The 24,447-nt window shown below is 48.7% G+C and carries 23 protein-coding genes; 5 read left to right on the forward strand and 18 right to left on the reverse strand.

What is annotated here, in order from left to right; all coding sequences use genetic code 11:
- Nucleotides 1-52: 52 nt before the first annotated feature.
- The 4 genes from ABIC15_RS08970 to ABIC15_RS08985 are packed head-to-tail and all read right to left on the reverse strand — an operon-like array spanning nt 53 to nt 2,250.
- Nucleotides 53-463: a cupin domain-containing protein gene (locus ABIC15_RS08970; RefSeq protein ID WP_354020511.1), complete on the reverse strand. Its 411-nt coding sequence runs from the start codon at nt 461-463 to the stop codon at nt 53-55.
- Nucleotides 463-930 carry a cyclophilin-like fold protein gene (locus ABIC15_RS08975; protein WP_214849138.1) on the reverse strand — a complete coding sequence of 156 codons (468 nt, stop codon included), beginning with the start codon at nt 928-930 and terminating at the stop codon, nt 463-465. Before ABIC15_RS08975 ends, ABIC15_RS08970 begins: the two co-directional genes overlap by 1 nt.
- Before the next feature lies 1 nt (nt 931).
- On the reverse strand, nt 932-1,507 hold the full coding sequence (locus tag ABIC15_RS08980; RefSeq protein ID WP_354020512.1) for a DapH/DapD/GlmU-related protein: 576 nt from the start codon (nt 1,505-1,507) through the stop codon (nt 932-934).
- Between the two features lie 5 nt (nt 1,508-1,512).
- Complete coding sequence (locus ABIC15_RS08985; protein WP_354020513.1) at nt 1,513-2,250, reverse strand: SDR family oxidoreductase; 738 nt, start codon at nt 2,248-2,250, stop codon at nt 1,513-1,515.
- A gap of 112 nt (nt 2,251-2,362) precedes the next feature.
- Here ABIC15_RS08985 and ABIC15_RS08990 point away from each other — a divergent pair, with 112 nt between their 5' ends.
- Entirely contained in the window at nt 2,363-3,247 is an 885-nt protein-coding gene (locus ABIC15_RS08990) for a LysR family transcriptional regulator (protein WP_354020514.1), read from the forward strand.
- 69 nt (nt 3,248-3,316) lie between these two features.
- Here ABIC15_RS08990 and ABIC15_RS08995 read toward each other — a convergent pair whose 3' ends face one another.
- From ABIC15_RS08995 to ABIC15_RS09015, 5 genes are all read right to left on the reverse strand, one after another.
- A complete protein-coding gene (locus tag ABIC15_RS08995; RefSeq protein ID WP_354020515.1) occupies nt 3,317-5,368 on the reverse strand; it encodes a beta-galactosidase in 2,052 nt (683 codons plus the stop codon).
- A gap of 46 nt (nt 5,369-5,414) precedes the next feature.
- Nucleotides 5,415-6,263 (reverse strand): galactooligosaccharide ABC transporter permease GanQ, encoded by an 849-nt coding sequence (gene ganQ / locus ABIC15_RS09000; protein WP_012370531.1) that lies wholly within the window; start codon nt 6,261-6,263, stop codon nt 5,415-5,417.
- 5 nt (nt 6,264-6,268) lie between these two features.
- Nucleotides 6,269-7,525 (reverse strand): carbohydrate ABC transporter permease, encoded by a 1,257-nt coding sequence (gene ganP / locus ABIC15_RS09005; RefSeq protein ID WP_012370532.1) that lies wholly within the window; start codon nt 7,523-7,525, stop codon nt 6,269-6,271.
- Nucleotides 7,526-7,582: 57 nt separating this feature from the next.
- The gene (gene ganS, locus ABIC15_RS09010; RefSeq protein WP_354020516.1) at nt 7,583-8,857 is read right to left on the reverse strand and encodes a galactooligosaccharide ABC transporter substrate-binding protein GanS; all 1,275 of its coding nucleotides are present in this window, start codon (nt 8,855-8,857) and stop codon (nt 7,583-7,585) included.
- A gap of 130 nt (nt 8,858-8,987) precedes the next feature.
- Entirely contained in the window at nt 8,988-9,980 is a 993-nt protein-coding gene (locus ABIC15_RS09015; protein ID WP_354020558.1) for a LacI family DNA-binding transcriptional regulator, read from the reverse strand.
- A 182-nt stretch (nt 9,981-10,162) separates the two neighbouring features.
- On the opposite strand from ABIC15_RS09015, the gene ABIC15_RS09020 reads away from it, so the two are divergent.
- Nucleotides 10,163-11,050, forward strand: coding sequence for an aldose epimerase family protein (locus tag ABIC15_RS09020; RefSeq protein ID WP_354020517.1), 888 nt, complete (start codon nt 10,163-10,165; stop codon nt 11,048-11,050).
- 81 nt (nt 11,051-11,131) lie between these two features.
- Here the strand turns inward: ABIC15_RS09020 and ABIC15_RS09025 are convergent, their stop codons facing one another.
- The 3 genes from ABIC15_RS09025 to ABIC15_RS09035 all read right to left on the reverse strand — a co-directional run bounded on the left by ABIC15_RS09025 (nt 11,132) and on the right by ABIC15_RS09035 (nt 12,741).
- Nucleotides 11,132-11,527, reverse strand: a complete 396-nt coding sequence (locus ABIC15_RS09025; RefSeq protein WP_012370536.1) for an RDD family protein — start codon at nt 11,525-11,527, stop codon at nt 11,132-11,134.
- Nucleotides 11,528-11,648: 121 nt separating this feature from the next.
- A complete protein-coding gene (locus ABIC15_RS09030) occupies nt 11,649-11,846 on the reverse strand; it encodes a hypothetical protein (protein WP_214766948.1) in 198 nt (65 codons plus the stop codon).
- A gap of 319 nt (nt 11,847-12,165) precedes the next feature.
- Nucleotides 12,166-12,741, reverse strand: coding sequence for a hypothetical protein (locus tag ABIC15_RS09035; protein WP_354020518.1), 576 nt, complete (start codon nt 12,739-12,741; stop codon nt 12,166-12,168).
- A gap of 230 nt (nt 12,742-12,971) precedes the next feature.
- Between ABIC15_RS09035 and ABIC15_RS09040 the strand changes: the two genes are divergently transcribed.
- Nucleotides 12,972-13,895, forward strand: coding sequence for a zinc-dependent alcohol dehydrogenase (locus ABIC15_RS09040; RefSeq protein WP_354020519.1), 924 nt, complete (start codon nt 12,972-12,974; stop codon nt 13,893-13,895).
- On the opposite strand, the gene ABIC15_RS09045 is transcribed toward ABIC15_RS09040, so the two are convergent.
- From ABIC15_RS09045 to ABIC15_RS09070, 6 genes are all read right to left on the reverse strand, one after another.
- On the reverse strand, nt 13,860-14,504 hold the full coding sequence (locus tag ABIC15_RS09045; protein ID WP_214766944.1) for a VOC family protein: 645 nt from the start codon (nt 14,502-14,504) through the stop codon (nt 13,860-13,862). The genes ABIC15_RS09040 and ABIC15_RS09045 overlap by 36 nt on opposite strands.
- A 12-nt stretch (nt 14,505-14,516) precedes the next feature.
- Nucleotides 14,517-15,050 carry a DUF5694 domain-containing protein gene (locus tag ABIC15_RS09050; RefSeq protein ID WP_354020520.1) on the reverse strand — a complete coding sequence of 178 codons (534 nt, stop codon included), beginning with the start codon at nt 15,048-15,050 and terminating at the stop codon, nt 14,517-14,519.
- Nucleotides 15,047-15,247, reverse strand: a complete 201-nt coding sequence (locus ABIC15_RS09055) for a hypothetical protein (RefSeq protein WP_354020521.1) — start codon at nt 15,245-15,247, stop codon at nt 15,047-15,049. The genes ABIC15_RS09050 and ABIC15_RS09055 overlap by 4 nt, the downstream gene beginning before the upstream one ends.
- A 96-nt stretch (nt 15,248-15,343) precedes the next feature.
- Nucleotides 15,344-16,690 carry a phenylacetate--CoA ligase family protein gene (locus ABIC15_RS09060; protein WP_214766940.1) on the reverse strand — a complete coding sequence of 449 codons (1,347 nt, stop codon included), beginning with the start codon at nt 16,688-16,690 and terminating at the stop codon, nt 15,344-15,346.
- A gap of 230 nt (nt 16,691-16,920) precedes the next feature.
- Nucleotides 16,921-18,279 (reverse strand): phenylacetate--CoA ligase family protein, encoded by a 1,359-nt coding sequence (locus ABIC15_RS09065; protein WP_214766938.1) that lies wholly within the window; start codon nt 18,277-18,279, stop codon nt 16,921-16,923.
- 268 nt (nt 18,280-18,547) lie between these two features.
- Entirely contained in the window at nt 18,548-18,940 is a 393-nt protein-coding gene (locus ABIC15_RS09070; protein ID WP_354020522.1) for a hypothetical protein, read from the reverse strand.
- Between the two features lie 199 nt (nt 18,941-19,139).
- On the opposite strand from ABIC15_RS09070, the gene ABIC15_RS09075 reads away from it, so the two are divergent.
- Nucleotides 19,140-20,594 carry an NAD(P)H-binding protein gene (locus ABIC15_RS09075; RefSeq protein ID WP_354020523.1) on the forward strand — a complete coding sequence of 485 codons (1,455 nt, stop codon included), beginning with the start codon at nt 19,140-19,142 and terminating at the stop codon, nt 20,592-20,594.
- Between the two features lie 261 nt (nt 20,595-20,855).
- The gene (locus ABIC15_RS09080; protein ID WP_354020524.1) at nt 20,856-24,443 is read left to right on the forward strand and encodes a dynamin family protein; all 3,588 of its coding nucleotides are present in this window, start codon (nt 20,856-20,858) and stop codon (nt 24,441-24,443) included.
- The last annotated feature ends 4 nt before the right edge of the window (nt 24,444-24,447 follow it).

The following is a 24,447-nucleotide window of genomic DNA, read 5'->3' on the forward strand; positions in this document are numbered from 1 at the left end:
AGATCTACGCTCTGGTCCGGATGACGGACTGAAGATAGATCTCGTTTTTAATTCATTTCTTCAGCACATCGTATTCCTGTTCCGCAACCGGTTCCAGCCAGTCCGGTGTCCCGGCCGTGATCGTCAGATGCGAAAACCAGCTGTCTGACGTCGCTTCGTGCCAATGTTTGACGCCGTCGTGTGTGACGACCGTATCGCCGCTTCGTAACAGACGGGCCGGTTTTCCCATCTCCTGATACCACCCTTCCCCATCTGTCACGAGTAGGATTTGATATCCGTTCCGGTGGATATGCCAATGGTTGCGACAGCCCGGTTCGAATGTCACCTGACCGACCGAAATGTCGAGCGTTGGATCATTGACTAACGGTTTCAGGTAACTTTGTCCCGTGAAATACGCCGCAAACGCCTCATTTTTTTCTCCCCGTTGAAAAGGATGTTCTACAGCTGTCTTCGATTTTGTCATCATTCTCCTCCCTCTCCTTCATACCACTGAACGGAAACGGACGCGTTACCGAACGACTTCCGGATGTCCTGAAAATCAATGATTTTTCCAATCCGCATATATGAAGCCACCGGTTTGGCGGATTCATAAAAAATCACCAGACAGTTATTTTGATACAGCAGTACGTCTCCGGCTTCAATCGTCTGAATCGGTTGGGGCTGCGCCGGAAACGACTTGTCGAAATAATGGTATTTTTCATTACGATGTAAATCATCCATTTGAATCGTAAACGGGGCTTCCGCCACTAAAGCTTTTGTTGTCGCATTTTCTTCCAGTTGAATCGAAGCGACCTGACCGTTGACGTTGATGTTCATGGTATCTCTCTCCTCAACCTCTTGTTTTACTTCTGTCGAAATCGGAACCGACGGGCCGCAACCTGAAAGTCCAAACGAAAGAAGAATGATGACAGTTCCGATTCGACGCTTCATATCAGTTCTCCGATTCATCGATATAACGGATGATTCGCGCCGGCGTGCCGGCGACAATCGCCAAGTCCGGTACATCTGTCGTCACGGTCGCGTTTGCTGCGACAATCGCATGTTTACCGACGGTCACGCCTGGCAGAATTGTTGCCCCTGCTCCGATCCAGGCATTTTGTTTCAGGTGAATCGGTTTCACCGACAGCCCTCGCCGTTTCGACGGACTGACCGGATGATTGACGGTCAACAGCTTGGCAAACGGACCAATCAGCACGTGATCATCAATCTGAATCGATCCGAGATCCGTCAACATGACGCCACGATTGATAAAGACGTTTTTCCCGAGTGAGATATGGTGCCCGAAATCCGTATAGAGCGGAGGTAACACGACCACACTTTCATCAACCGGTTGACCGATCAGCTCGCTCAGCGTCTCGCGAAACTCTGCCGGTGACAACAGCTGGCAGTTTAACCGGTGGAGCAATCGTTCTCCGTCCTGCTGGATGGCATGAATTTGCTCGAACACGGCATCTTGTGGCTCGATCAGCCGATTTTCGATTTGTTGGTAGATCGATGAATGCTTCATGCGCATCACACTTCTTGTTGGGTCGGACGGATGATTAAGTTGCTGATCGAAACGCGGTCCGGCGTATCAATGGCATACAGGACGGCCTCGGCGACATCTTCGCTCGTCAATCCCCACTCTTGTTGCGCTTGACGGAGCGACTCGCCTGTTGCTTGATCTCTGATCGTCGTATACAGCTCTGTCTGGACGGCTCCCGGTGAGATGATCGTCGATTTAACATTATTTTCACGTTGCTCCTGACGTAATCCTTCCATGATCGCCCGGACGGCAAACTTCGTCCCGCAATAGACGGCTGATTCCGGATAGACGACATGTCCCGCGACCGAATCCGTCGCAATGATATGACCGGACTGTTGCTGCTCCATGATCGGCAGTGTCGCGGCAATTCCGTTCAAGACGCCCATCACATTGATATCGAGCATATTTTTCCAGTCCTCCCGATGCCCGGCTGCAAGCGGAGCGGTCGGCATGATGCCGGCATTGTTGAAGAGAACATCAATCCGTCCGTAGACGGCTTTTGCTTCCTCGACGACAGCTTCGACTTGATCGAACTCAGTGACGTCCGCCTGTTTAATCTGAATGTTCGCCTCAGGATATGCTTCCTGAATGCTTTGTAAGCGCTCAACCCGACGGGCCGCAAGCATTAATTTGGCTCCACGTGACGCGAGCAGTCGTGCGGTCGCTTCGCCGATTCCGCTTGACGCGCCCATGATGACAATGACTTTATCTAGTGGTGTGTTCATGTGTATTCCTCCTCTTAGTTGTTGCTTGTCTACAAGGTTACGAGTATTCACCCTTCATGTCTAATGCTAATATAAAATCATACACCATAACCAAAACGCATAGGAGGACCCCATGGAAATTCAACAATTAAGATACTTTTTAGCAGTCGTCGAGGAAAAAAACATTACTCGGGCAGCACGGATTCTTCGGATTTCACAGCCTGCTCTGTCCCGTCAAATCCAACGGTTAGAAGACGAATTGGCCAGTCCGTTGTTCGACCGGACTCCGGGGGGCATCATCCTGACGGAAAGCGGGTACTATTTGGCGGAACGGGCGCGTGAACTTGTGACGCTGGCCGATAAAATCGTCACCAATCTCTTGACCGAGGAAACGTTGCGTGGCGAACTTTATATCGGCGGCGGTGAAACGGAAAGTCTATTGCCCGTCATCCGGTCATTCAAACAAATGCAATCACAGCACCCGGACGTCACGATTCGGATTCACAGCGGGAACGGTCAGGATATTCTGGATAAGCTCGATAAAGGAATTCTGGATTTCGGACTGGTCATTGAACCGTTTGACGTCAACGCCTATCATTATCTGAAATTGAATCAGCCTGATCAATGGGGTATCTTGACACGGCGCGATCATCCGCTCAGTCAAAAGGCGACGGTAACGGCAGACGACTTGCGGGACCTTCCGTTAATCGTTTCGGAACAACTCCAAGGAAACCGGACGTTTGCCGAACGGACCGGTTTGGACTGGGACACGGTCCATATCGTCGGAACCTACAACCTGCTGTTTAATGCTTCGCTCCTCGTCAAGGAAGAAATCGGTCATGCCGTGTGTCTCGACCGCATCATCAACAAAAGTGGAAGTGAACTCATTTTCGTTCCGCTTGCGCCGGCGCTCACTTCCAACACCTACTTAATTTGGAAAAAACAAGCGATTCTGTCGCGTCCGGCTAAAACATTGCTCGAATGGATGAGCTTTCCACAAGAGAAAACCACCTTTTAACGAACACATCCAAAAAACGGCTTTTCGGACAGAACATATCTCTGTCTAAAAAGCCGTTTTGTATTGCATTCATGTTTTCTTCCGTTCGACGATCTTCACTTCATACGGTGCAAGCATCAGCTGATTGCTGAGCGCTGTTTGTGTCGCCGATTCCAGCAACGGCTCCAACAGTTCGATGGATTGCTCGGTTTCGGAAAAATTCATGATGAATCCGTAATCCGTCTCCTGACCGCGCCGTACTTGTACGGATACTTCCATGCTGTGCGATGTCGCGAGCGGCGCCTCGATTCGTAAACGATCCGTCAGCAAGGTATACAGGTCATGCTGGAAGGAGGCTTCCAGTCGTCCACCGATATACCAGGCTTCGCCTTGTCCCAGCTGATGTTTCGTCACGGCCGGCGCCTGTCGATAAAAGTCGTCCGTATAGCGGCCGACGATTTCCGCGTGCTCAACCTCGATAACCGTCGCATAATCCTGCAGTTCATACTGTTTCCCGTTAAACATCACGTGATTTCGATCGCTTGGGTACAGTGTATCTGTTTCCGCCGGTCTCAGACCAAAGATTGTCTGCAGTTCTTCCGGCCATCCGGCATACGCCAAATCATATTCATCGACCAGACCCGTCATGTACGTCGCAACTACCGTACCGCCCTGTTCGACGAATTGTTGCAACTGCCGCAGCGTCGTCCGACTGACCAAATACAGCATCGGCACAATTAACAGTTTGTAAGCATCAAATGGCTGTTCTTTCGTGATGACATCGACCGGAATATCCTGTTCGTAAAAGAAACGATAATGTTCCTGCAGCGTTTGCGGATACTGTTTCGTGTCGTTTGCGAACCCTTGCGCATCATTTAATGCCCAGTTATTTTCCCAGTCGTAAAGAATCCCGACCTCTGCGGGACGCGTCGTACCGACGACGGCGTCGAGTTGCTCCAGCGTCTGTCCGACGTGGGCGACTTCCTGAAAGACCCGATTCTCTTCCGACCGGTCATGGTCGACGACCGCCCCGTGAAACTTTTCTGACGAGCCGCGGGATTTCCGCCACTGGAAGTACAGCACGCTGTCGGAACCGTGGGCAATCATTTGCAACGAGGACAACAGGTGCATGCCCGGACGTTTCGCTTTGTTGACGGGATGCCAGTTGACAGCACTCGGCGTCGATTCCATCAGGAGGAACGGTTGCTGCTTCAAACTCCGGAACAAGTCATTGATGAATCCGACCTTCATCGCTAAATTAGCTGTTGTTTCCCAGTCATTGTGCCAGGTCGGATAAGCATCCCAACTGACGACATCGACGTGTTTCGCGAATCGACTGTAGTCAAGGGCCTGGAATGGAATCAGGTCTTCCGTATCTGCCATGAAATTGGTCGTGATCGGAAGATTGGGTGTCAACTCGCGCAGGGGAACACTTTCCTGCTCAAAAAACGAAATCGTCTGATCGGTCACAAACCGTTTCCAGTCGAGATTCAGACCATGGACCATGCTTTCGCCGATCGGTGATGGCGACTCGATTTGCGACCAGTCGTCAAACGTATGACTCCAAAAGGCACTCCACCAGGAAGCATTCAGTGCATCGAGCGTCTCATACTTCACTTTCAGCCAGTCGCGAAAGGCTGCCTGACAAAGCGGACAATGGCACTCGCCACCGTATTCGTTCGAAACATGCCACATCAGCAGTGCCGGATGATTCCCGTACCGTTCGGCCAATAAGCGGTTGATCCGTTGTGTTTTTTCACGGTAGACCGGAGACGTCAGACAGTGATTATGACGCCCGCCGTGCAGCTGTCTGATACGGTGCTCGTCGACACGTAACACTTGCGGATACGTTTGCGACAGCCAGGCCGGACGTGCCCCGCTTGGTGTCGCCAAAATTACCTGTCCGCCGTTTGCGTGAATATCGTCAATAATCCGGTCAAGCCAGTCGAACGTGAACTGATTTTCGGTCGGTTCGAGCGCACTCCAGGCAAAGATGCCGATGGAATACGTATTCGTATGCGCAAGACGCATTAACCGTAAATCTTCCTGTAAGACGTCCGGTACGTCGAGCCATTGATCCGGATTATAGTCCCCGCCGTGCAACAGATGTCTCGCTTTTGTCGTATAAATCGTTTGCCTCATTTTTTAAGCCTCTCCCTTAATCCTCTATTTCGTTTCTCTATCTCTCTTACCCTTTTGTTCCCCCTGCCGTTAGCCCGGACACAAAATGTTTTTGCAGCAGGACAAACAGAACGGCAACCGGGATGCTGATTAAAATCGCCCCGGCAGCAAACGTCGTATAACTTGCACCCATCGCTTCGTTGACGAGATTAAACAGACCGATCGGTAACGTATACGCTTCCTGCGTCCGTAAAATCGTCGAAGCGAGCACGAAGTCCCCGAGCGGGCCCGTAAATCCGTTCATCGCGACCACGGCAAGCATCGGCCGACAGAGCGGTAAAATAATTTGGATGAAAATCCGTGTATGACCGGCGCCGTCGAGTTTGGCACTTTCATCGAGATCGACCGGAATCGAATCCATGTATCCTTTCATCAAATAGGTGTTCATCGGAATCTGACCGCCGATATACAACAGAATCAGCAGCCAGTGACTGTTCATCATGCCAAGCATCTGGGCCAGGACGAACAGGGCAATCAAGGCGGAAAACTGCGGAATCATCTGTAACAGCAAAAACAGCGTTAAGGCCTGCTGACGTCCTTTAAAACGGAAGCGCGAAAAGGCATAGGCCGTAAAGGAAACGCTGACGATCGTCCCGAGCATCGTAAAGAGACTGATTTTTAACGAATTCATATACCAGTGACTGTATTGCAGACTTTCTTTTCCGGCAAACAATTCCCGGTAATGATCCAGTGTCGGATTTTTCGGGATGATTGATGTGCTGACTAAACTGTTGCCCGGATTAAAACTCGCACCGATCGTCCACAGGAGCGGATAGATGATACAGGTCGCAACGAACAGCAGAATCAAATAGGTCAGCGTCAGGCGAACCGTCCGCGTTTTGTTCCGTGTCACCATCTTGATCACGCTCCTTCCTTAAATGCATTTGTTCGTCTGAACTGCCATAAGGCAATCCCGATGACAAAAATCGACAGTAAGATCGTCAACGCGGCCGCTAACGCATATTGACCGGACTGCATCGTCAATTTATAAATCCAGGAGACGAGGATGTCCGTTCCGCCGGCATTTGAACCCGGCACGGACGGTCCGCCGCCGTTAAAGAGATAAATGATATTAAAGTTATTGAAGTTAAAGGTGAACTGGGTGATGATGATCGGCGACATCGCAATCAGCACCATCGGCATCGTGATGTGCCGGAACTTTGCAAACATCGAGGCACCGTCAATCGTTGCCGCTTCATATAAATCTTCCGGAATCGATTGCAACACACCCGTCGTCACTAAAAAGACATACGGGAATCCAAGCCATCCCTGCATGAAGACGAGCGCGACCCGTGTCCACTTCTCATCTGTTAACCATGGGACCGGATCAAGACCGAACAGAGACAGCAGATCCATGTTGACGGCCCCAAAACTGTCATTAAAGAGACCGGCAAAAACAAGAATCGTCACAAATCCCGGAACCGCCCACGGCAGGACAAAAATCGTCCGAATGACCCGTTTGAACCGGACCTCTTTTTGGTTGACGAGGACTGCCATCAGGATACCGAGCGACACTTGTAACGTCGAGGCGACCAAGGTCCAGACTACAGTCCAAGACAAGACATCAAAGAACGTCGATCGCCAAATATCAACTGTGAAAATTTGAGCAAAAGTAGAAAATCCGACCCAATCCGCCAGTTTCGCAGGCGGGGAATGATATAAATCATAATTTGTGAATGCCAAGGCGAAACTGAATAAGATCGGGAAAATTACGGCAAAAATCAACAGAAACAGGGACGGACCACTGACCAGATAGGGATATCCCTGATTGATCAAATTCCGATAATCCGATAACAGCGAATCCGGCCGCATCCCTTGATCCCGCTTTTGTCCATTGCGGTAGGAATCGCGTAAATTAAACACATAGACTCCTGTCCCAAACAACAAGACGATGATGGCAATGATGCCTTGCGCCAACAGAAAAATCGAGTTGTCGCGCGGGACTTCCGTTCCTAGCGTCACGATTCCCCATAATCCCATATTGAGCAAGTCGGCGAACGTAATCCAAAAAGCAATGCTGACTATAAGCAGGAGTCCGCCTTTCATCCATTGCCGGTGATACAATTGGCCAAGTCCTGGAATGATCGATAACATCAATCCAATTTTCCGGTGCTGCACGTCCTTCACCTCTTTACTAGAATCTCTGACTGTCTGGTCGTATCATATGAAGCGTTCTTACTTCGCTCCGTGTTTCGCTTCGATTTGCCCGTCGATCGTTTTGACGGCCTGCTTCATCGCGGCTGCCGGTTCAGCTTTTCCGGTCGCAATCGTTTGAAGGGCGGCATCGACCGGCTTCCAGACTTCATTCATTTCAGGGATGTTCGGTGTCAATTCGGAAAATTTCGATTGTTCGGCGACTGCCTGTGCGGCTGGACTTTTTGTGACGGCAGGATCTTCTGCCAACGCACTGACGGCCGGGACTTCTTTTGTGATTTCAAAACGCTTTTTCGAGTTTTCCGCATTCGTCAGGTAAAGCGCTAGCTTGTTCGCCATTTCCGACTGTTTGGAGTAAGCGCTGACATTATAGCTTTTGACACCGATGAAGGAACTCATGTTTTTTCCGTTTTCCAGTTCCGGCAGTTTCGTAATGCCGAAATCAATGCCTGCTTTCGTAAAGGGTTCGACATTCCAGGGACCGGAGATGATGGCGGCTGCCTTCCCTTCCGTAAACAAGGATTCCAAAACGTTGATGCCCTGCTCCCCAATGATGCCTGCCGGGAATAATTTTTCCTGATAGAACTTTTGAATATAGGACGCACCTTTGATGGCTCCGGTATTCGCAAGACCGACTTCTTTTGTCTGGTATTTTCCTTGATTATCTTGTTTGAAAATATAACCGCCATATCCACTTAAGACACTTTGGGCATAATAGATTTGATCAAATAAAGCGAGGAACCCGAACGATTGCCCAGTTGTCGTTTTTTTCGATAAGGCGTACCATTCTTCCAGTGTTTTCGGTAGCTTGTCTTCTGAGACCAGTTTTTTGTTGTAGTATAAAACCGTCGTTTCCACCGCTTTCGGGACACCGTAGAGTTTTCCGTTCACTTTTTGCGAATCAAGGGCAACATCGGTATAAATCGACTGGACCTCTTCCGGGACATTCATCTCTTTGATGATTCCTTCCGTTACCGCTGTGCCAATCTGATCCCCCGGCATCGTCAACAAATCAGGACCTGTACCAGCCGGACCATCTAATCGTAAATCCTCGATTTGCTTAGCGTACGGTTTTTCGATGACCTGTACGTCGACATCGTTGTCCTGTTCGAATTTTGAAACGATGTCTTTGATTCCTTCGCCTTTTTCAATGTCTTCCCAGACGATCAGCTCCGCTTCTTTATTTGATGATTGTTCCTTGTTTCCCTGCGCTTCTTCCCCGGGACCACACGCCGCGAGCGAGGCTGTCAATGCCAGACTACTCAGGACAGTCATATATGTAATGGTTTTTTTCATCTTCTTTTTCCTCCTGTGGATCATATTATGAAAAGATTAGAACACTTTTTGTAAGCGCTTTAATAATCAAAATATAGCACCACAAGAAAACTTTGTAAATAAATTTAGTAAAAAATTTTACTAAATTTATTTACAAAGTGCTTTTCCGAGTAATCAATTCTGCACCGATATAGACCGTTTTGACGATATTTCGTTTCTTTAAAACACGTTCTAGTAAAAGTTGAATCGCATTTTGACAAATCTCCTCGAGGTCAATATGAAACGTCGTCAGAGGCGGCGACACATATTTCGAAATACTTGTATCATTGACACTGATCAGACTAACCCGTTTCGGAATCTCGATCTGTTGCTCGTTCAAGACTTGCAAACAACCGACTGCAATCGGATCCGCCGCTACATAAAACGCTGTCGGCAACTCTTCCCCGAGTTGTTCGACCGCCTGATTCATTAAGTAATGCCCATTGTCGACCGAAAATCCCCGCCGGCAAAAGATGAAGTCTTCCCGTAACAAGTCACGTTCCTCCATCGTTTGCCGAAACGCCCGCTCCCGTCCATCCATCTCTTCCGCATCCGTATCAAGATTATGGTACGTGCCGCCGATAAACCCAATCTTTTCATGACCTTGCTCCACTAGCACTTCAACTGCCTGACGGGTGATTTGTGCAAGATCCGGACGAACCGAATCGTAATGTGCGGGATCAGGTGTCGAGTCGATGAATACGCCATGTGGTGTCAATTCTTTCAAATACTCCAACTCACGGTTCATGAATGAACCGACAGCAATGAATCCATCGATATCCAGCGGGATTTTTTCAATCCCGCCTTCGAGTTTGTAGGTCGTCATTTCGATGTTATTTTCCCGTGCTTTTTTTTCGATTTCCACCCGCATCGTTTGAAAATAGACGTCTTCGAGCTCTTCGTTATCGGTCAGCCAATATAAAAACGCGATGTTCTTCACGAGTGTTTTCAATGTTTTTTTCCGGTATCCGATTTCTTCCGCCACTTCAAAAATCCGGGCTCTTGTCTCGTCACCCACTGATAACGTCGGGTCGTTATTCAATACGCGGGATACCGTCGAAATCGAGCAACCCACTTCTTTTGCAATATCTTTGATCGTCGCCATCATGCATCCGCCTCTTTTTTTGAATTATTTTAAGTAAAAAAATTTAGTAAATTTAAAGTTTTTAAATTTTATCATATGGTAAAATGAGAGGGAATAATTTTACTCAATGAATGGTTAATAGCTGTATTTGTATTATACCGTTAAAAAGCGTTTTATTTCATACGAAAAGAGGAGGAAAGAAATTGCAGGTCCGTATGAATTTACAACAAGACCAGTCGACACGATATCGTGTGAAAAATGATCGGGGAATGGAAGTCGAGATTTCAAGCAAAGGAGGAAGCATTGAACGTTTGATCGTGCCTGACCGGAATGGGCATCCGGAAGATATTATGTTCAACTGTTATTTGACACCAGTCCCTGTGATTACTCGCGGTTTATCTGGCAAGCTGTATGATACGTCGTCCGGTTCCGTTCACGAAATCGATCTGGCATTATATCAACTTTTATTCACAGCTGAACCTTTCTCGACAATACAAGAATCCGTACTACGTCTGTCGGCGGAAATATCTGTCAATGGACAGGTGATCGCAATCGACATGCTTTATGCGCTAACTAACAGCAATCAACTGATTCTCCGATATGCAGCGACGACCAACCAACCACTTCGCCTCTCTTTGGCGCTTCCGATTTTCTTTAACCTAAGCGGTAATTTAAAGGACAGTATTACACAACATGATTTAAAGTTTACCAGTTCTTGTTTCATCCATCCCGTACCGACGTTGTCGATGAATCCCTGCTTTCAACAGACGAAAGGGACCCCCTTTGATTTTCGGTTAGGGCGTCGTCTGCACCGTTTCTTTTTAGACAAGGTGTTTTTACAATCTCCTGTCGACACCTATTTTTCATTTCATCAACAACCGGTCATCTCTGTTCATGAAGCCGTAAGCGGGCGCTGGGTGACAATCGAAACTTCCCACCCCGGCTTTGTGTTGTCTGCAGCAGCGCATCATACCGACACGTCCTTCTCCGGTATTTGTTTTGATTCAACGGATTTCCTGCTGTCATCTCTCATCCGCGGTTCAATTCCCTACTTTCACGAGACGACTTATTCGTTTAGCACGACGTATTGATTTCACAGCAAGAGGAGGACAGCAGACTGTGCGTCTGTCATCCTCCTCCGTTTGATTTGTTTTACGGGTCCACCCGCAAACCTAGTTGATTTTCCGGATGACCCGGGTTCCGGCAAATTCATCCTCCGGCAGAATCGATCCGTCTCGCAGATATACTTTCCGGTTTTTCCATGTCTTGATCGGGGCAATCGTTTCCCGGTATACAATCCGCTTCGCAATCTGTTTTACGGCAAGCGGTTGTCCGTTCTCACTGACGACTTGAATCCGAAACAGGCGTTGTCCGACGGTTTGCCCGCTCCCCGTCGACAATTGGACCGTCTCGATGAAACAGTTAACGGCCGGTTCCGTAATCAGTGCATGTACTGTTTTGTTTTTAACGCGCTTTAACAAAGTTTTCTCCAGGACACCGGACACAATTCCCTGGACAAGGACATCGACGACGCCCGCTCCGATTCGGCGTTTTAATAAGCCATCCATCTTCCTTTCCTCCTTTTTTCTCTTCAACTTCAACTGGCAGATCTGTTTCTATGTCCTTCGTGCCGAAATCAAAAAAAACCTTCTTTGAAACGGATGACTCCGATCAAAAAAGGTTCGTGCGTCACGTATACAACAGGACGATACTGCCCAAACCGAACAGACAGCCCGTATACAGAACAGCTGCTATTCGTTTACTGGATCCCGGAATATCCCGACGGACGAACAGCCGTCCGTACTTCATGGTTAAAACAAGGCCGATGACAAGTGCTGCAAGCGCGAGGCTCGGCATGTCAAGCAAAGTCAAATACAGATTCAGCATATCTCTCCATCCTTTCCGGTTAACGTTTTTATATGTAGGTTCCCTGTCAGCCCAGCCACGCGGTACTCCCAGAGGCAACAAACAAGCCCTCTCTTATCCCGTTTAATCGTGGATTTGATCACTCTTTGCTCGTTGATGGTTTAGCTTTCATGCTCTGAGCGTTCACCTTTGTTCGTTGTTCCTTGAGCTGTGAACATTGAACTTTCACTTCCGGTTCTCAGTGGAACCGATGTGAGGTGCCGAAGCACGGATTGTTTTGTTATCGCACAAAACAGGCGTGTTTGGTCGCAGGAATATCAGACTAACAGGGGTATGATTCTTACGCAAAAATTTTCGTTACGGTATTGCTTTCCGACAATGTAAAGTCCACTTCCGTTTCAAAGGTATCGATCGTCTCATCCAGTTCAGAGATGACCTGGCGCAAGTTCGACGGATCAATCAACTTCGGCTCCAGGCGCTCGATGAACAGTCGACGTGATTTTTCCATCTCGTCCGCATTCCCTTTTTCCCGGGAACCGTACGTTGCCTCGATGTGGCTGTCTGCCCGCCGTACGATATCTTGCCGCTCTGTCTCGATGGTCTGTTCGACTTGCAGGAGTTGCTCCCGTAATGTCTGCAACAGTTGCCGTTCATAGACAAGCCCGGCATCCCGCCGGTCAATCGCCTCCGCAACGGTCATCTCACGGCCGTTAATACGGACGACCGTTACAGCATTCGATGCCGTGATGGCAGACTTAATCCGGTTCCGCCTTTCCATCAAATCCCGAATCGACTGCAGGTTGGCTTTCGCTTCTTCCGCAAACGTCGCGACTGAAGGATATCCCGCCGGCGCCTGACTGCCGTTCTGCACACCGATAAACGCTTTCGCCTGTGCTTTTTGAATCCGTTTATCCAAATTTTTTAACTCCACTAATCCGCGATGAATTGACATTTCGATTCGTTCGATGGGGGTCACGTCCTTTTTCTGTTTCTGTCTTTTTTTCAGAATAACACAGACTTGTTCGTAAACTGACACTGTCCGAACAGTTTCCACCTTACAAAATTGTCATATTTTTATTTTGATAAGGAATTTTTTACCTTATACTATAGAAAGAAGTTTTATGTTTTTAGAAAAGAGGGGTTTTTATGCATCAAGAACGCTTACAGGTCACGGCAGCCCGGTCTGTCACCTGGACGAGACATCATCTTCCTCCGGTCCAAGCACACGAACTGCTTGTCCGGACAATTGCCGGTGCAATCAGCATTGGGGCTGAACTGCCGCAAGTCCGGGGCGACGATCCGACCGATCCGGCTCCCGTCTATCCGAAGGAGACTGGCTACGAAAGCTACGCCACTGTCATTGCCGTCGGAAATCAGGTCACCCGGTTTCAAGTCGGCGACCGTCTACTTGCCTTTTACGGTCATCAGGATATCGCACTCGTCGACGAAGCCAAAGCCATTCCTGTTCCGAACGGTGTGTCCGCCAAACTCGCCTTGCTGAACATCTTATCGTGCGACGCTGCGAAAGGCGTCCGGAAACTGGTCCCTAAACCGACGGACTCGGTTTTAGTGACCGGAATGGGTGTCATCGGACTGCTGGCCGTTTTCTATCTGCGGCACTTCTATCATGTCGACCGGATCGTCGTCTTTGACCCTGATCCCGTCCGCTCATCGCTTGCACTGTCACTCGGGGCGCATGCTTCATACTCAGATTCGGATGAGTCGTTTACACACGCATTGGAGTGTTCTGCACGACAGGACGCTTTCGCCTTATTACAGGAAAAGCTTGTTCCCCACGGACAGCTCTGTATTCTTTCAGACGGGAATCATGAAACCTTATCGTTGACGCCGGCCTTTTACGAGAAAGAATTGCGGCTCGTCGGTTCGAGTGACGGATGGGATTACCAGGAACATGCCGCCTGGTTTTTCAAGACGGCACCACATGTTCCACATCTCGAACAGTTGTTTGAAAAAACGGTCTCAGCCCGTGACTTAGTCGAATGTTTCGACCGTTTGCTGACAGACGCGCCGCCTTTAAAGGTGCTGGTCCTCTATCCGTCCGTCGATTAATGCAGGCGGACTCACCGTCCGGACCTCGAGACCGTTCGGATCTTGCACCGGCAGCGCAGGTATTCCGGAAAATACAACCTGTCTGGCATGCATCCGTTCCGCTACAACCGACGTAATTTCCGGAACCGGTCGAGCCAGTAATTGAGACAGCAACGGCTCAAGACCCGGTGTCGGTGTCGCGATTCCAAACTGCAGGAGCCGGTCCCCTGTTTCTGACTCGACGGCATCCGGATGGGTCTGCAATTCAATACGGAAACCAAACGGCGTTCCGATGAACGTCCGACGTTCGTTCGCCTGAATCGTCAGTCCCAGACCTTCCGCCCGGCCGAGTACCTGCAGTCGCTCGGCTTCCGTTACAAGGAAGCCGATATGGTCAAACATCACTTTTTTCCCGTAACCAAACGTAAGATTGATGGCTCCTCGTTTCATCTCGATGATCCGAAACAAAATCTGTTGCTCACGAAAATCGTCCCAATCGAGCGGAGGATCAAACGAAGTGAACTCCCCCGCGTATTTCCCAATCCGTTGTGTCACCTGAAAACCAAGCTGTTGATAAAACCGTTCTGTTTCCTCCACAAACGGTGTCCAAAGATGATAATGAAATAACATATGTATCGCTCCTTATATCATAATATCGTCAAGCGTCAAAAGCATGACCTCGCCACTCTCCGTCAACAGCTGTTGCAGCAAGTGAACGTGTGCAAGACCATAGATGACCATAACCCGTTCATCTGGTTCTGTAACACCCGCAAGGATGTTCTTAAAGATCATCAGATTGCGATAATACCAATATCGCGAGACCCACTCCATTCCGGACTCACCAAGACAAGCAAGTTTTAAATAAGTTTGGTGCATCTCCTGCACACGTCCGTCAGTATTGATTTTCTGTAAAAAGGAAAGCAACGGTAGTTCAGTAAACTCCTGTTCCATCTGTTGCATCCGTGTGGTCTCCCTTGCAATGATTTCGTCAAATTGTTCCGGTTTTTCCCTTCTCAGCTGGTCGAGCGATGGTATCCCGTCAATCAACTGGTTCCAATCAACTGCTTGAATATCATCGAGACCATTTTGAGAGGCGAGACGAAAACCAAGTTGATGCCGTTCGTCGGCGGTCAACGTCAATTTTCCGGCGCGATACGCCGCGTACTCACGCGTCAAGCCTGTTGATGTTCAGAAGGGCTTTCAAGCATGATCTTCGTCGGACGAAAGTCGGACAAGACATTTAATGCGTCCTCAATTTGTTTTTGCCGGTCCGGCGTCAGCATCGACACGCCTCGCAAATGAAGTAAGTCTCCGTTATCCGGTCGGTCGAAGTGTATCGTTCCAAGCAGTAGTACCGCGGCACGTGACCTCATCGTCTTCCTCCTTTTTCGATGATCTTCTTTTATACTACAACAATTGTAAAAAAATCCATCAAAAAACACGGATCCTCAACTGGATCCGTGTTCCGTTTACATCAACTGTTTGACTAGAAGCGTCTTACCGCTGACTTCCCGCGGAATGTTATCGACAGCACGTAACGAGACGTTCATCTCGGAACCAAGTAAAGTCTTTAAAAACCGGTACAGTTGTTCTTCGTGCTCCGATAAAAACCGGGTCCGGTCCGGAATATATAAAAACGTGATGTCCCGTTCACTGTTTTGGATATATTGGACCCGTTCGACGCTGTTCGGCAACACTTTGACCAAGCTGGACAACTGACCTTCAAAAACCTTTTGTCCGTTTTGTTTGACGATATACCCCCGTCCCCGACCGTCAATTGAATCAATCACGGGACCCGGATGGCCGCAGGAACAGGTTTTGCCGCTGCTCGTCATGCGGTCCCCGACCCGGTAACGGACGAGCGGCGTCCCATGGGTATCAAAGCTCGTGACAAGAATTTGCCCGTCCGGTTCAATTTCAATGATGCCCATCTCGTAGTGCAGGTGTTTATTTCCGAAACGGCACTCGGAAACGATCGGTGCCCCTTCCGATGAGGCATACTGATCAAACACCGGCGCGTGAAAGACGTCTTCAATTAATTTCCGTTCCGTCGCGGTCATCATCTCTGCCGTCGGAAAGATAGCGCGCGGCCGGCACTGCAACTCCATTCCGATTCGTTTGGCATGGTAGGCCAACTCAATCATCGCTGACGGCAACCCGTCAATCGATTCCGGATCAAACCGGTCGATTGCCTGCAAATAAGCAGTCATCGTTTCAGGGCTGAGTTTCTTGACGGTGAACAGCAGTTGATTCAGCGCATGGTTCATCCGCCAGTAGACAGGTTTTTGTTGCCGTTCCGAAACGAGCGCCTGTGCTGTAAAACTGATCCGGCGCATTCCTTTTTTTACACCGTGAGTCGCCTTAAAAAAATCGAGATGCGCCATCCGCACCTGCATATCTTCTTTCGTATACCGGACTTGAATCGACTTCCCTGTCGTCCCGCCTGTTTTCCCGAGAATCGGTGCAGGGAGGTCCGTACGAATCGATTCGATTTGCTGCCGTAACATCTCCTTTTCAAGTGACGGAATCTGCCGAAGCTCCGTTAACGCTCGAAAAGGCAATTGCAGATTCAAGTCTTTAAACAGCGTGTGGTAATAGGGGCTATGTTGCCGGCAAAACAGCAAAAACGTATTGAGACGCGCCAATTGATCCCGTTCCACATCGATTGGTTTTTCTAATTTGTCTGCTAATTCCTGAAATCGTGTTTGGTACGCCGGTCCATAACGTTCCCGTTGAAGTCGATAGCCATACAAAGTGGTAAGAAGATTTTGCATGAACACCGGTGAATACAGATAGACTTGCTCTTTGATTCCCATCTGCGCACGTCCTTTCGAACAACGACTCGACGCCTTCACTGAACATATTCTTAATAGGTTCAGCTTACGTCGGCATTCTGACAATCACATGACAAAATCTACCGCACTACACTTTCACTTCGATTTTTTTCCTCCTTTAGCAAACTCCTTCTTTTTTTGAAAAGACATCAAAAAAGCAGACGACCTTTTTGAAAATAAAGGGAGTCTGCTCGCGTCGTATAGCGAATTCTTCAACTTTTTTCCGGCAATAGTTGTTTGATCAATAATGTTTTTCCGCTGATTTCTTTCGGAATTTCCGGCACTGCCCGTAACAACACTTCCATTTGTCCGCCGAACAAACGTTTTAAGACGAAGTACAGTTCTTTTTCATGTTCTTCTTTGAAACAACGTTCGTCCGGTACATACAACATGACGATTTCTTCTTTGTCGGATTGAATATACTGGACCCGTTCGATACAGTTCGGGAAGGCCCGTACGATCCCGGCCAGTTCTCCTTCAAAAATCCGATGACCGTCTTTCAGCTGAATGAAACTTCGTCCCCGTCCGTCAATGGATGCAATGACCGGACCGGCGTGTCCGCACTGACACGTAGCTTCACTTAACGTCATCCGGTCCCCGACACGGTACCGGACGAGCGGCGTGCCATGGGTATCAAAGCTCGTCACGAGAATCTGACCATCTTCCTCAACCTCGATGATGCCCATTTCATAGTGAAGGTGTTTTTTTCCGTAACGGCATTCCGCGACAATCGGTGCTCCTTCAGACGATGCGTATTGATCAAAAATCGGCGCATGGAACACTTCTTCGATCAATTGGCGTTCCGCCGCCGTCATCATTTCCGCTGTTGGGAAAATCGCCTTCGGTCGGAACGTACACGGAATATTGTACTTTTTGGCATGACGTGCCACTTCAATCATACCTGAAGGGAGGCCGTCAATCGATTCCGGATTAAATCGGTTCAATTGTTCGATGTACAAGGCTGCCGTTTGCGGATTAATGTTTTTGATCGTAAAAAGCATCTGATTGATGGCTTTATTCATCCGCCAGTAAACAGGTGCTTTCTGTGATTCTGCCGCCAGTGTCTGTCCCGTAAAGCTGGCGCGCCGCATGCCGCGTTCAATCCCGTGTGTCCACTTAAAGTAATCGAGGTGCGCCATCCGGATCTGCATGTCTTCCTTTGTGTAATGGACTTGAATCGACTTCCCCGTCGTTCCACCCGTTTTCCCGAGGATCGGCGCTCGGATCTTAGCATGCACGTCCGCATTACGTGTCCGGAGGATTTCCTTGCTTAAAATCGGAATCTGTTTTAGTTCGTCTAATGTTTCAAGCGGTAAAGTGATCCGGTGTTGCTCGAACAGTTCTTGATAGTAAGGACTGTACGTCTGACAAAACAACAGAAATTGATTCAGACGCGCCAACTGTTCTGCCTGCGCATTCGTCTGAAAACGTTCTTTTTCCTTCAACTCCTGTAACCGTTTCTGATAAACCGGACCATATCGTTCCTGATACAGCACGCGACCATAAATCGTCGTTAAGATATTTTGAAGAAAAATCGGTGAATGAAAGTAAATCGATTGCTTGAGTTGCATACGTCCACTCCTCTCACATCTCAGTCAGAAATTTCAGTTGAGCCGTTATCCATTTCCTGTTACTTACATCTTATTTCCAGTGATTCGGCGGTTCAATCAAATCTTAGTAAACAAGCTTAGCTTTTATTCGGATACCGTTTTATGATAGTAAACTTACATCACAAACATCTTTTAATAAAATTCTTATAATTATCTTTTCTTTACCGTTTCCGGTAAAAAACAAAAAAAGAGGCTGCGTTCAGCCTCTTCTCCTTCGTTCAAATTCCGGTTACGTTTGACGCCGTCCCGCCTCTTCATCTGCTGTTCCAAACATCCGGACCTGAATGGCTCCGAGTGCCAATTTCAATTCCGTCGGACTCAACTGATCGATGATTTCGATCACAGTTACCGTCGTCCGCCCATTATACAATTGCACAAGGAGTTGACGCTCCACGTCAATCATCCGGTCATCAATCGACTCCGCCAACATTTCCTGATAAAAAAACTCACCCGTTTCCGGAAAAAAATAGTCACTGAATAATTGCATCAATTGTAAATTTCCCGTCGCCAAAAACAAAATGGCTTGATACGGCGGTTTCACACGATTCCGCGTACTCAAACGTTTTAATATCATCTGGTACCGCTTCTGGTGTTGCTCATCTAAGAAACAGACTGCGTTCATCTTCGCCCTCTCCTTAAAGTAGAAATTAAGTAATATGTACATGGAAGTTGGTGGAGGTCACCACTCCTATTCGGTCTCTTTTTTCTTTTCCCTGTTTTTTATGCCTCAAGCCTGTTATTTCCTGAAAACATCTGAAGGGATTACGAACCGATTGATTCGGGTAAATTCAACAAGTAACGTTAATCGAGGGGGAAAACACATGACTCAAACACGCAAACGGTTGGCACTTGCAGGTGCAACCGGATATATCGGACATAATCTCTTAAATGAACTCAAGAAAAAATATGATGTCATCGCCTTATCGCGAAACGGCGATGACAAGGATGATGAAGACCATGTCGAGTGGCGCTCGTGTGATTTATTTTCGCTGAATGATACCATCGACGGGTTACAGGGCGCGGATATCGCCATCTATCTGGTCCATTCGATGATGCCGTCCGCTAAACTGACACAGGGCTCATTCGAAGATATGGATTTGATTTTAGCGGACAATTATGCCCGTGCCGCCAAAGAAAACGGCATTCAGCAAATCGTCTACCTGAGCGGCATCATTCCGGAAGAAACGGAGGACTTGTCCCGCCATTTGAAAAGCCGTTTGGAAGTGGAACGTGTGCTTGGTGCTTACGGGACTCCCGTAACGACCATCCGTGCTGCGTTGATCGTCGGTCCAAAAGGATCTTCCTTCCCGATCTTATCGAAGCTCGTCAAACGGCTTCCCGTCATGTTGTTGCCGGAATGGACACGGAATCAGACGCATCCCGTTGCATTGCCAGATGTCATTCATGCCCTCGGAGCAAGCGTCGGACGGGAAGATTTGAAAGACCGCGCCATCGATATCGGCGGTCCGGAATCGATGACGTATAAAGAAATGATTTTGAAAACAGCCGAAGTCATGGGGAAAAACCAACCGACGTTCGATATTCCTTTAATGACAGTCAAACTGTCCCGCCTTTGGGTGACATTAGTTTCCGGAGAGCCGAAGGAGACGGTCTATCCGCTCGTCGAGAGCATGGTCCACGAAATGGTCGCAGATCCGGATAAAATGGTGGACGGCATCAGCGACGGGAAAGTCACATTCGAGGAATCCGTTCGGATGGCGTTAAAAGAAGAGCAGAAGGAAAAGGATCAGAAAAAACAATCGGGTCATTCGTCTAAAAAAGAAAAAGGCGAAGTGCTCGATGTCCGGTCCGTTCAGCGTGTCCGTCTGCCGGAAGGACGCGATGCCAACTGGGCGGCAGATAACTATGTATCTTGGCTCTCCTCTTTCGCTAAGCCGTTCCTCACTTCTGTTGCGAACGAGACCGTCGTAAAGATTCAAGTGCCGTTTCTCGATGCACCGCTTCTCGAATTGACGAAAGAACCGTTTCAGGATGCCGAGCAAGCTACGTACCGGATTACCGGCGGAATGTTTGCGCAAGTTCAGGAAGGCAGCAAAGGGCGGATTGAATTCCGACAAATTCCCGGATCCCAGGAGTGCCTGATTGCCATTCATGAATATGTACCGGCCTTACCATGGATCATTTACAAATCGACGCAAGCCAATATTCATTTGCTCGTCATGTACCTGTTTAAGCTCCATCTTCTCCGTCTGATGCAGACGACGGAACACGCTCCTGACGAGTCGGATATGATTGTCCCGGAAACAAACGCTTGATTTTAAACAAACTCAGATTTCCTACCAGACTGAATTCCCCGAGAAGCGGGGATTCAGTCTTTTTTAATGACTTTTCACCAGCCGGGTTTTCGACGGACCGCTTGGTAATCAGTCTGTTATTATCATATAGCATTTTGCGGAATCCGTAAGTTTTAATGTCTTGCCTGTTGCTTGACTGCGGAACTTACCGATGAACAGATGACGGAACCAAAATAAGCGTGATACACTGAAGCTGGATTGTAAGAAAGGGGTTTCACACGCATGCGCTCATTTGAAGAACGGTTAACGAATCACATTGAAGCGACCGCGCTTCTCACGACATTGATTCAACCCTCGTCGGATCAACTCCGGCTCGACAAGTTAAATAAATTTTCCGAGAAATTATTAAAACGCGAATTTACGATTGCTTTTGCCGGACATTTTTCGGCCGGGAAATCAAGCATGATCAATGCACTGACCGGTGAGTCGATTTTACCGACCAGTCCGATTCCGACCAGTGCCAACATCGTCACATTACGCCGGGAAGAACAGGATGCTGCCATCATTCATTTTCACGACCGCCCTGCCGTAAAGCTCGCAGCGGCCGATTTACCGCATCTCGAGACGTTAGGACGTGACGGTACCGTTGAACGGATTGATATCACCCATGCCGGCTCAAACTTACCGCAAGGACTTGTTTTAATGGATACACCGGGTGTCGATTCCGTCGATGACGCCCACCGGATTTCCACCGAATCCGCTTTACACCTGGCTGACTTGATTTTTTATGTCATGGACTACAACCATGTCCAGTCCGAGCTGAACTTCACCGTCACTCGTGAATTGTTGACTTCCGTACCTGAACTGTATTTAATCGTTAATCAAATCGATAAACACCAGTCCAGCGAATTATCTTTTGCCGCCTTTAAGCGTTCCGTCGTTCAGTCGTTTGCTGCCCACGGCGTGGAACCAAAAGGAATCTTCTTTACGAGCTTACGGGAAGCGGATCATCCGGAAAATGACTTCCAGACCGTTAAAGAACTCGTCGATCACAGCATCCGGGACGTCCAGCCGAAACTGTTGCAATCAGCGGCTACTACACTGGAATCCTTACATGCCGAACACGTGGCGTACCTCGAAACACGGATCGAGGAAGCCGCCGAATCGACAAATGAAGGATTGACACCGGCAGAACGGCGACAATCGGATGCATTGCTTGAACAGCTGCACCAACTGGATTTACAACTCGAACTGATGGCTCCCGAACAATGGGTCAGCCGGTTTTCACAGCACCGGGAAAGCTTGTTGCGAAATGCCACTTTGATGCCGTTTGAACTTCGCGAGAAAATGCGGACCTTTTTAGAGACACGACAAGCGTCCTTTAAAGTCGGGTTCTTCAGAAGTGCGAAAAAGACACAGTCCACCCAGCAACAGGTAGCAGACGAACTCTTGCGGGCGTATCAATCCGTCACGACATCCGAAATTGCCTTGCATCTTCGGAAATTGATGAAACAATCGTTGGCGGAAGCCGGTATCTTAACTGATCAGCATACGATGCAGATCGACAACTATCCACTTGATCCACCGCTTCGTGTCATCGAGGATGCTGTCCAGGAAGGCATTACGATTACCGGTGAATCCGTCCTCCAGTTTACGAATCGTGTCGTCAGTCTGACGGCTGACTGGTATACGAAAGAGACGAACCGCTGGCGGGACGGAATTCGAGCGGAACTCGAACAAACAGATGGCAGCGTCAAACAAGAGGTGCTGACAGAACAAACCCGTTTACGTCAAAAATGTGACCTATTGAAAGCCGAAGCAGACGCCCGGCAAGTCTTAAACACGTATCTCGAACAGGCCGACTCACCGACGGACAAGCAATTGCAAACCGCAAAACAACAGGTTTTGCTTTGGCAACAGGAACTGATTCAGGCCGAGCAAGCTTTAATCCCGTTCCAACCGCAGGAAACGCTGGAGGAAGTCGCCGTCGCGGCAGAAGCGGTTCGGTTAACCGATGTCGAGGACACACGTGCCTATACGCCGGAAGAAATGCACCAGATTCAAACGATTTTGTCGTCCGTTCCCGGATTCGAAGAGACGGTCGCCTACTTGCAAGACAAACTGAAGCGGGTCGCTTCGAGTACCTTTACGATTGCTTTATTCGGTGCGTTCAGCGCCGGAAAATCATCTTTTTGCAACGCGCTGCTCGGACAACCAGTCTTGCCTGTCTCGCCTAATCCGACGACGGCTTCGATTAACCGGATTAATCCCGTCAGTGCAGCACATCTGCACGGGACGGCGACCATCTGCTTTAAGACGGAGCAGGAACTCGTTGCTGAATTAAACGACCTCCTTCAGGCGTTCAATGCCACAGTCACTTCTTTGAAAGAAGCGGCGGATTGGATCGAATCCCAGCCGACACATACATTACGGGATGCTTCTTTCTTACGGGCCTTTGCAACCGGTTATCCGACTGTTGCGCCGTTCGTCGGAACGACACAAACAGTCGATCAAACGACGTTCACCGATTACGTCGCAAAAGAGCACCTCAGTTGCTTCGTCGATGTCATCGATTTGTACTTTGACAGCCCGTTGACCCGTCTCGGAATTACATTGGTTGATACGCCGGGTGCCGACTCGATCAATGCCCGTCATACGGATGTCGCGTTCGACTATATTAAGGATGCAGATGCCATCTTATTCGTGACGTATTTCAATCACGCGTTCGCCCGTGCGGACCGGGAGTTTCTGATTCAGCTCGGCCGTGTCAAGGATGCCTTCGAACTGGACAAGATGTTTTTCATCGTCAATGCAATTGACCTCGCACAAAACGAGGGTGAAAAACAAGCGGTGCTGCAGTATGTCGAGACGGAACTACAGCGGTTCGGCATTCGGACCCCTCGTCTGTTCGGCGTCTCGAGTCTTCAGGCGTTGGCAAAGAAGCAGACGGACCGAGCTCTCGACTCGGGTCTTCCTGTCTTCGAAGACGCCTTCCATCAGTTTTTGGAACGGGATCTGAAAGGACTGGCTGTCCAAGTATTGTCGGAGGAAACGGAGAAAACCGTGCACCGGTTACGTCAATTGATGGATCAGACCGAGTTCAACATCGCCCGTAAAGAAACACGTCTCGAAGAACTGGATGACTTGAAACAGACGATTGAAGCACACTTTTCGGATCCAAGAACCGAGTTACTTCGTCATGCCTTGTTTGCGGAAATTCATGAGCTGCTGCACCATGTCAACCAACGGATCTATTATCGTTTCCCTGACTTCTTCAAGGAAGCGTATCATCCCGTCCGCTTTGCGAATGCCACAAAACAGCAGGCGTTGCAGGAAGCGCTTGTCGAGCTGCTCGGCTTTTTGAAATATGATTTTGAACAAGAATTACGTGTAACCCACTTCCGGATTGACGGCTGGATCAAAGCTGCGCTCGTCCAACGTTTCCAGGAAGAGGAACGGTATGCGGTGAAGTTGAATCCCTCTTTCCAACTGTCCCCATTCGAAGCGCCGGCGATGACGTCCGTTCATTTCGAGGGGCCGTTCCAGGATGCGACGCCGTATCAGTCCGTGAAACAGTATTTCCGTAATCCAAAAGCCTTTTTTGAACGCAATGAAAAGGAACAATTGAAAGATGCTTTGATTCAGTTGACGAAACCGGATGCGACCTCTTATCTGGAAACGGAAGAACAGCGGTTGCGCGAACTCGCGCAGCAACATGTCGCCCGTCTGCTCGACGAGATGTATGCCCGGATTTCCGAAACCCTGCATAAACAAATCGAGATGGAACGAACCAGTTTGGCGACGACCGACCATCTCGAGCAATTCAAACAAGCTTACACCAGCATCAGCCATCTCAATCAAACCGTTTAATTTT

The sequence above is a fragment of the Exiguobacterium sp. PvP048 genome (assembly GCF_040549175.1).
Lineage (GTDB): Bacteria > Bacillota > Bacilli > Exiguobacteriales > Exiguobacteriaceae > Exiguobacterium_A > Exiguobacterium_A artemiae.

What these genes read in the sequence shown, in the direction of transcription:
- ABIC15_RS08970 (WP_354020511.1), bottom strand. Translation starts at nt 463, where the DNA reads ATGACAAAATCGAAGACAGCTGTAGAACATCCTTTTCAACGGGGAGAA.
- ganS (WP_354020516.1), bottom strand. Translation starts at nt 8,857, where the DNA reads ATGAAAAAAACCATTACATATATGACTGTCCTGAGTAGTCTGGCATTG.
- ABIC15_RS09075 (WP_354020523.1), top strand. Translation starts at nt 19,140, where the DNA reads ATGACTCAAACACGCAAACGGTTGGCACTTGCAGGTGCAACCGGATAT.
- ABIC15_RS09055 (WP_354020521.1), bottom strand. Translation starts at nt 15,247, where the DNA reads ATGAGGTCACGTGCCGCGGTACTACTGCTTGGAACGATACACTTCGAC.
- ABIC15_RS09040 (WP_354020519.1), top strand. Translation starts at nt 12,972, where the DNA reads ATGCATCAAGAACGCTTACAGGTCACGGCAGCCCGGTCTGTCACCTGG.
- ABIC15_RS09065 (WP_214766938.1), bottom strand. Translation starts at nt 18,279, where the DNA reads ATGCAACTCAAGCAATCGATTTACTTTCATTCACCGATTTTTCTTCAA.
- ABIC15_RS08985 (WP_354020513.1), bottom strand. Translation starts at nt 2,250, where the DNA reads ATGAACACACCACTAGATAAAGTCATTGTCATCATGGGCGCGTCAAGC.
- ABIC15_RS08980 (WP_354020512.1), bottom strand. Translation starts at nt 1,507, where the DNA reads ATGAAGCATTCATCGATCTACCAACAAATCGAAAATCGGCTGATCGAG.
- ABIC15_RS09015 (WP_354020558.1), bottom strand. Translation starts at nt 9,980, where the DNA reads ATGGCGACGATCAAAGATATTGCAAAAGAAGTGGGTTGCTCGATTTCG.
- ganQ (WP_012370531.1), bottom strand. Translation starts at nt 6,263, where the DNA reads ATGGTGACACGGAACAAAACGCGGACGGTTCGCCTGACGCTGACCTAT.
- ABIC15_RS09030 (WP_214766948.1), bottom strand. Translation starts at nt 11,846, where the DNA reads ATGCTGAATCTGTATTTGACTTTGCTTGACATGCCGAGCCTCGCGCTT.
- ABIC15_RS09045 (WP_214766944.1), bottom strand. Translation starts at nt 14,504, where the DNA reads ATGTTATTTCATTATCATCTTTGGACACCGTTTGTGGAGGAAACAGAA.
- ABIC15_RS09070 (WP_354020522.1), bottom strand. Translation starts at nt 18,940, where the DNA reads ATGAACGCAGTCTGTTTCTTAGATGAGCAACACCAGAAGCGGTACCAG.
- ABIC15_RS09080 (WP_354020524.1), top strand. Translation starts at nt 20,856, where the DNA reads ATGCGCTCATTTGAAGAACGGTTAACGAATCACATTGAAGCGACCGCG.
- ABIC15_RS08995 (WP_354020515.1), bottom strand. Translation starts at nt 5,368, where the DNA reads ATGAGGCAAACGATTTATACGACAAAAGCGAGACATCTGTTGCACGGC.
- ABIC15_RS09025 (WP_012370536.1), bottom strand. Translation starts at nt 11,527, where the DNA reads ATGGATGGCTTATTAAAACGCCGAATCGGAGCGGGCGTCGTCGATGTC.
- ABIC15_RS09060 (WP_214766940.1), bottom strand. Translation starts at nt 16,690, where the DNA reads ATGGGAATCAAAGAGCAAGTCTATCTGTATTCACCGGTGTTCATGCAA.
- ABIC15_RS08990 (WP_354020514.1), top strand. Translation starts at nt 2,363, where the DNA reads ATGGAAATTCAACAATTAAGATACTTTTTAGCAGTCGTCGAGGAAAAA.
- ABIC15_RS08975 (WP_214849138.1), bottom strand. Translation starts at nt 930, where the DNA reads ATGAAGCGTCGAATCGGAACTGTCATCATTCTTCTTTCGTTTGGACTT.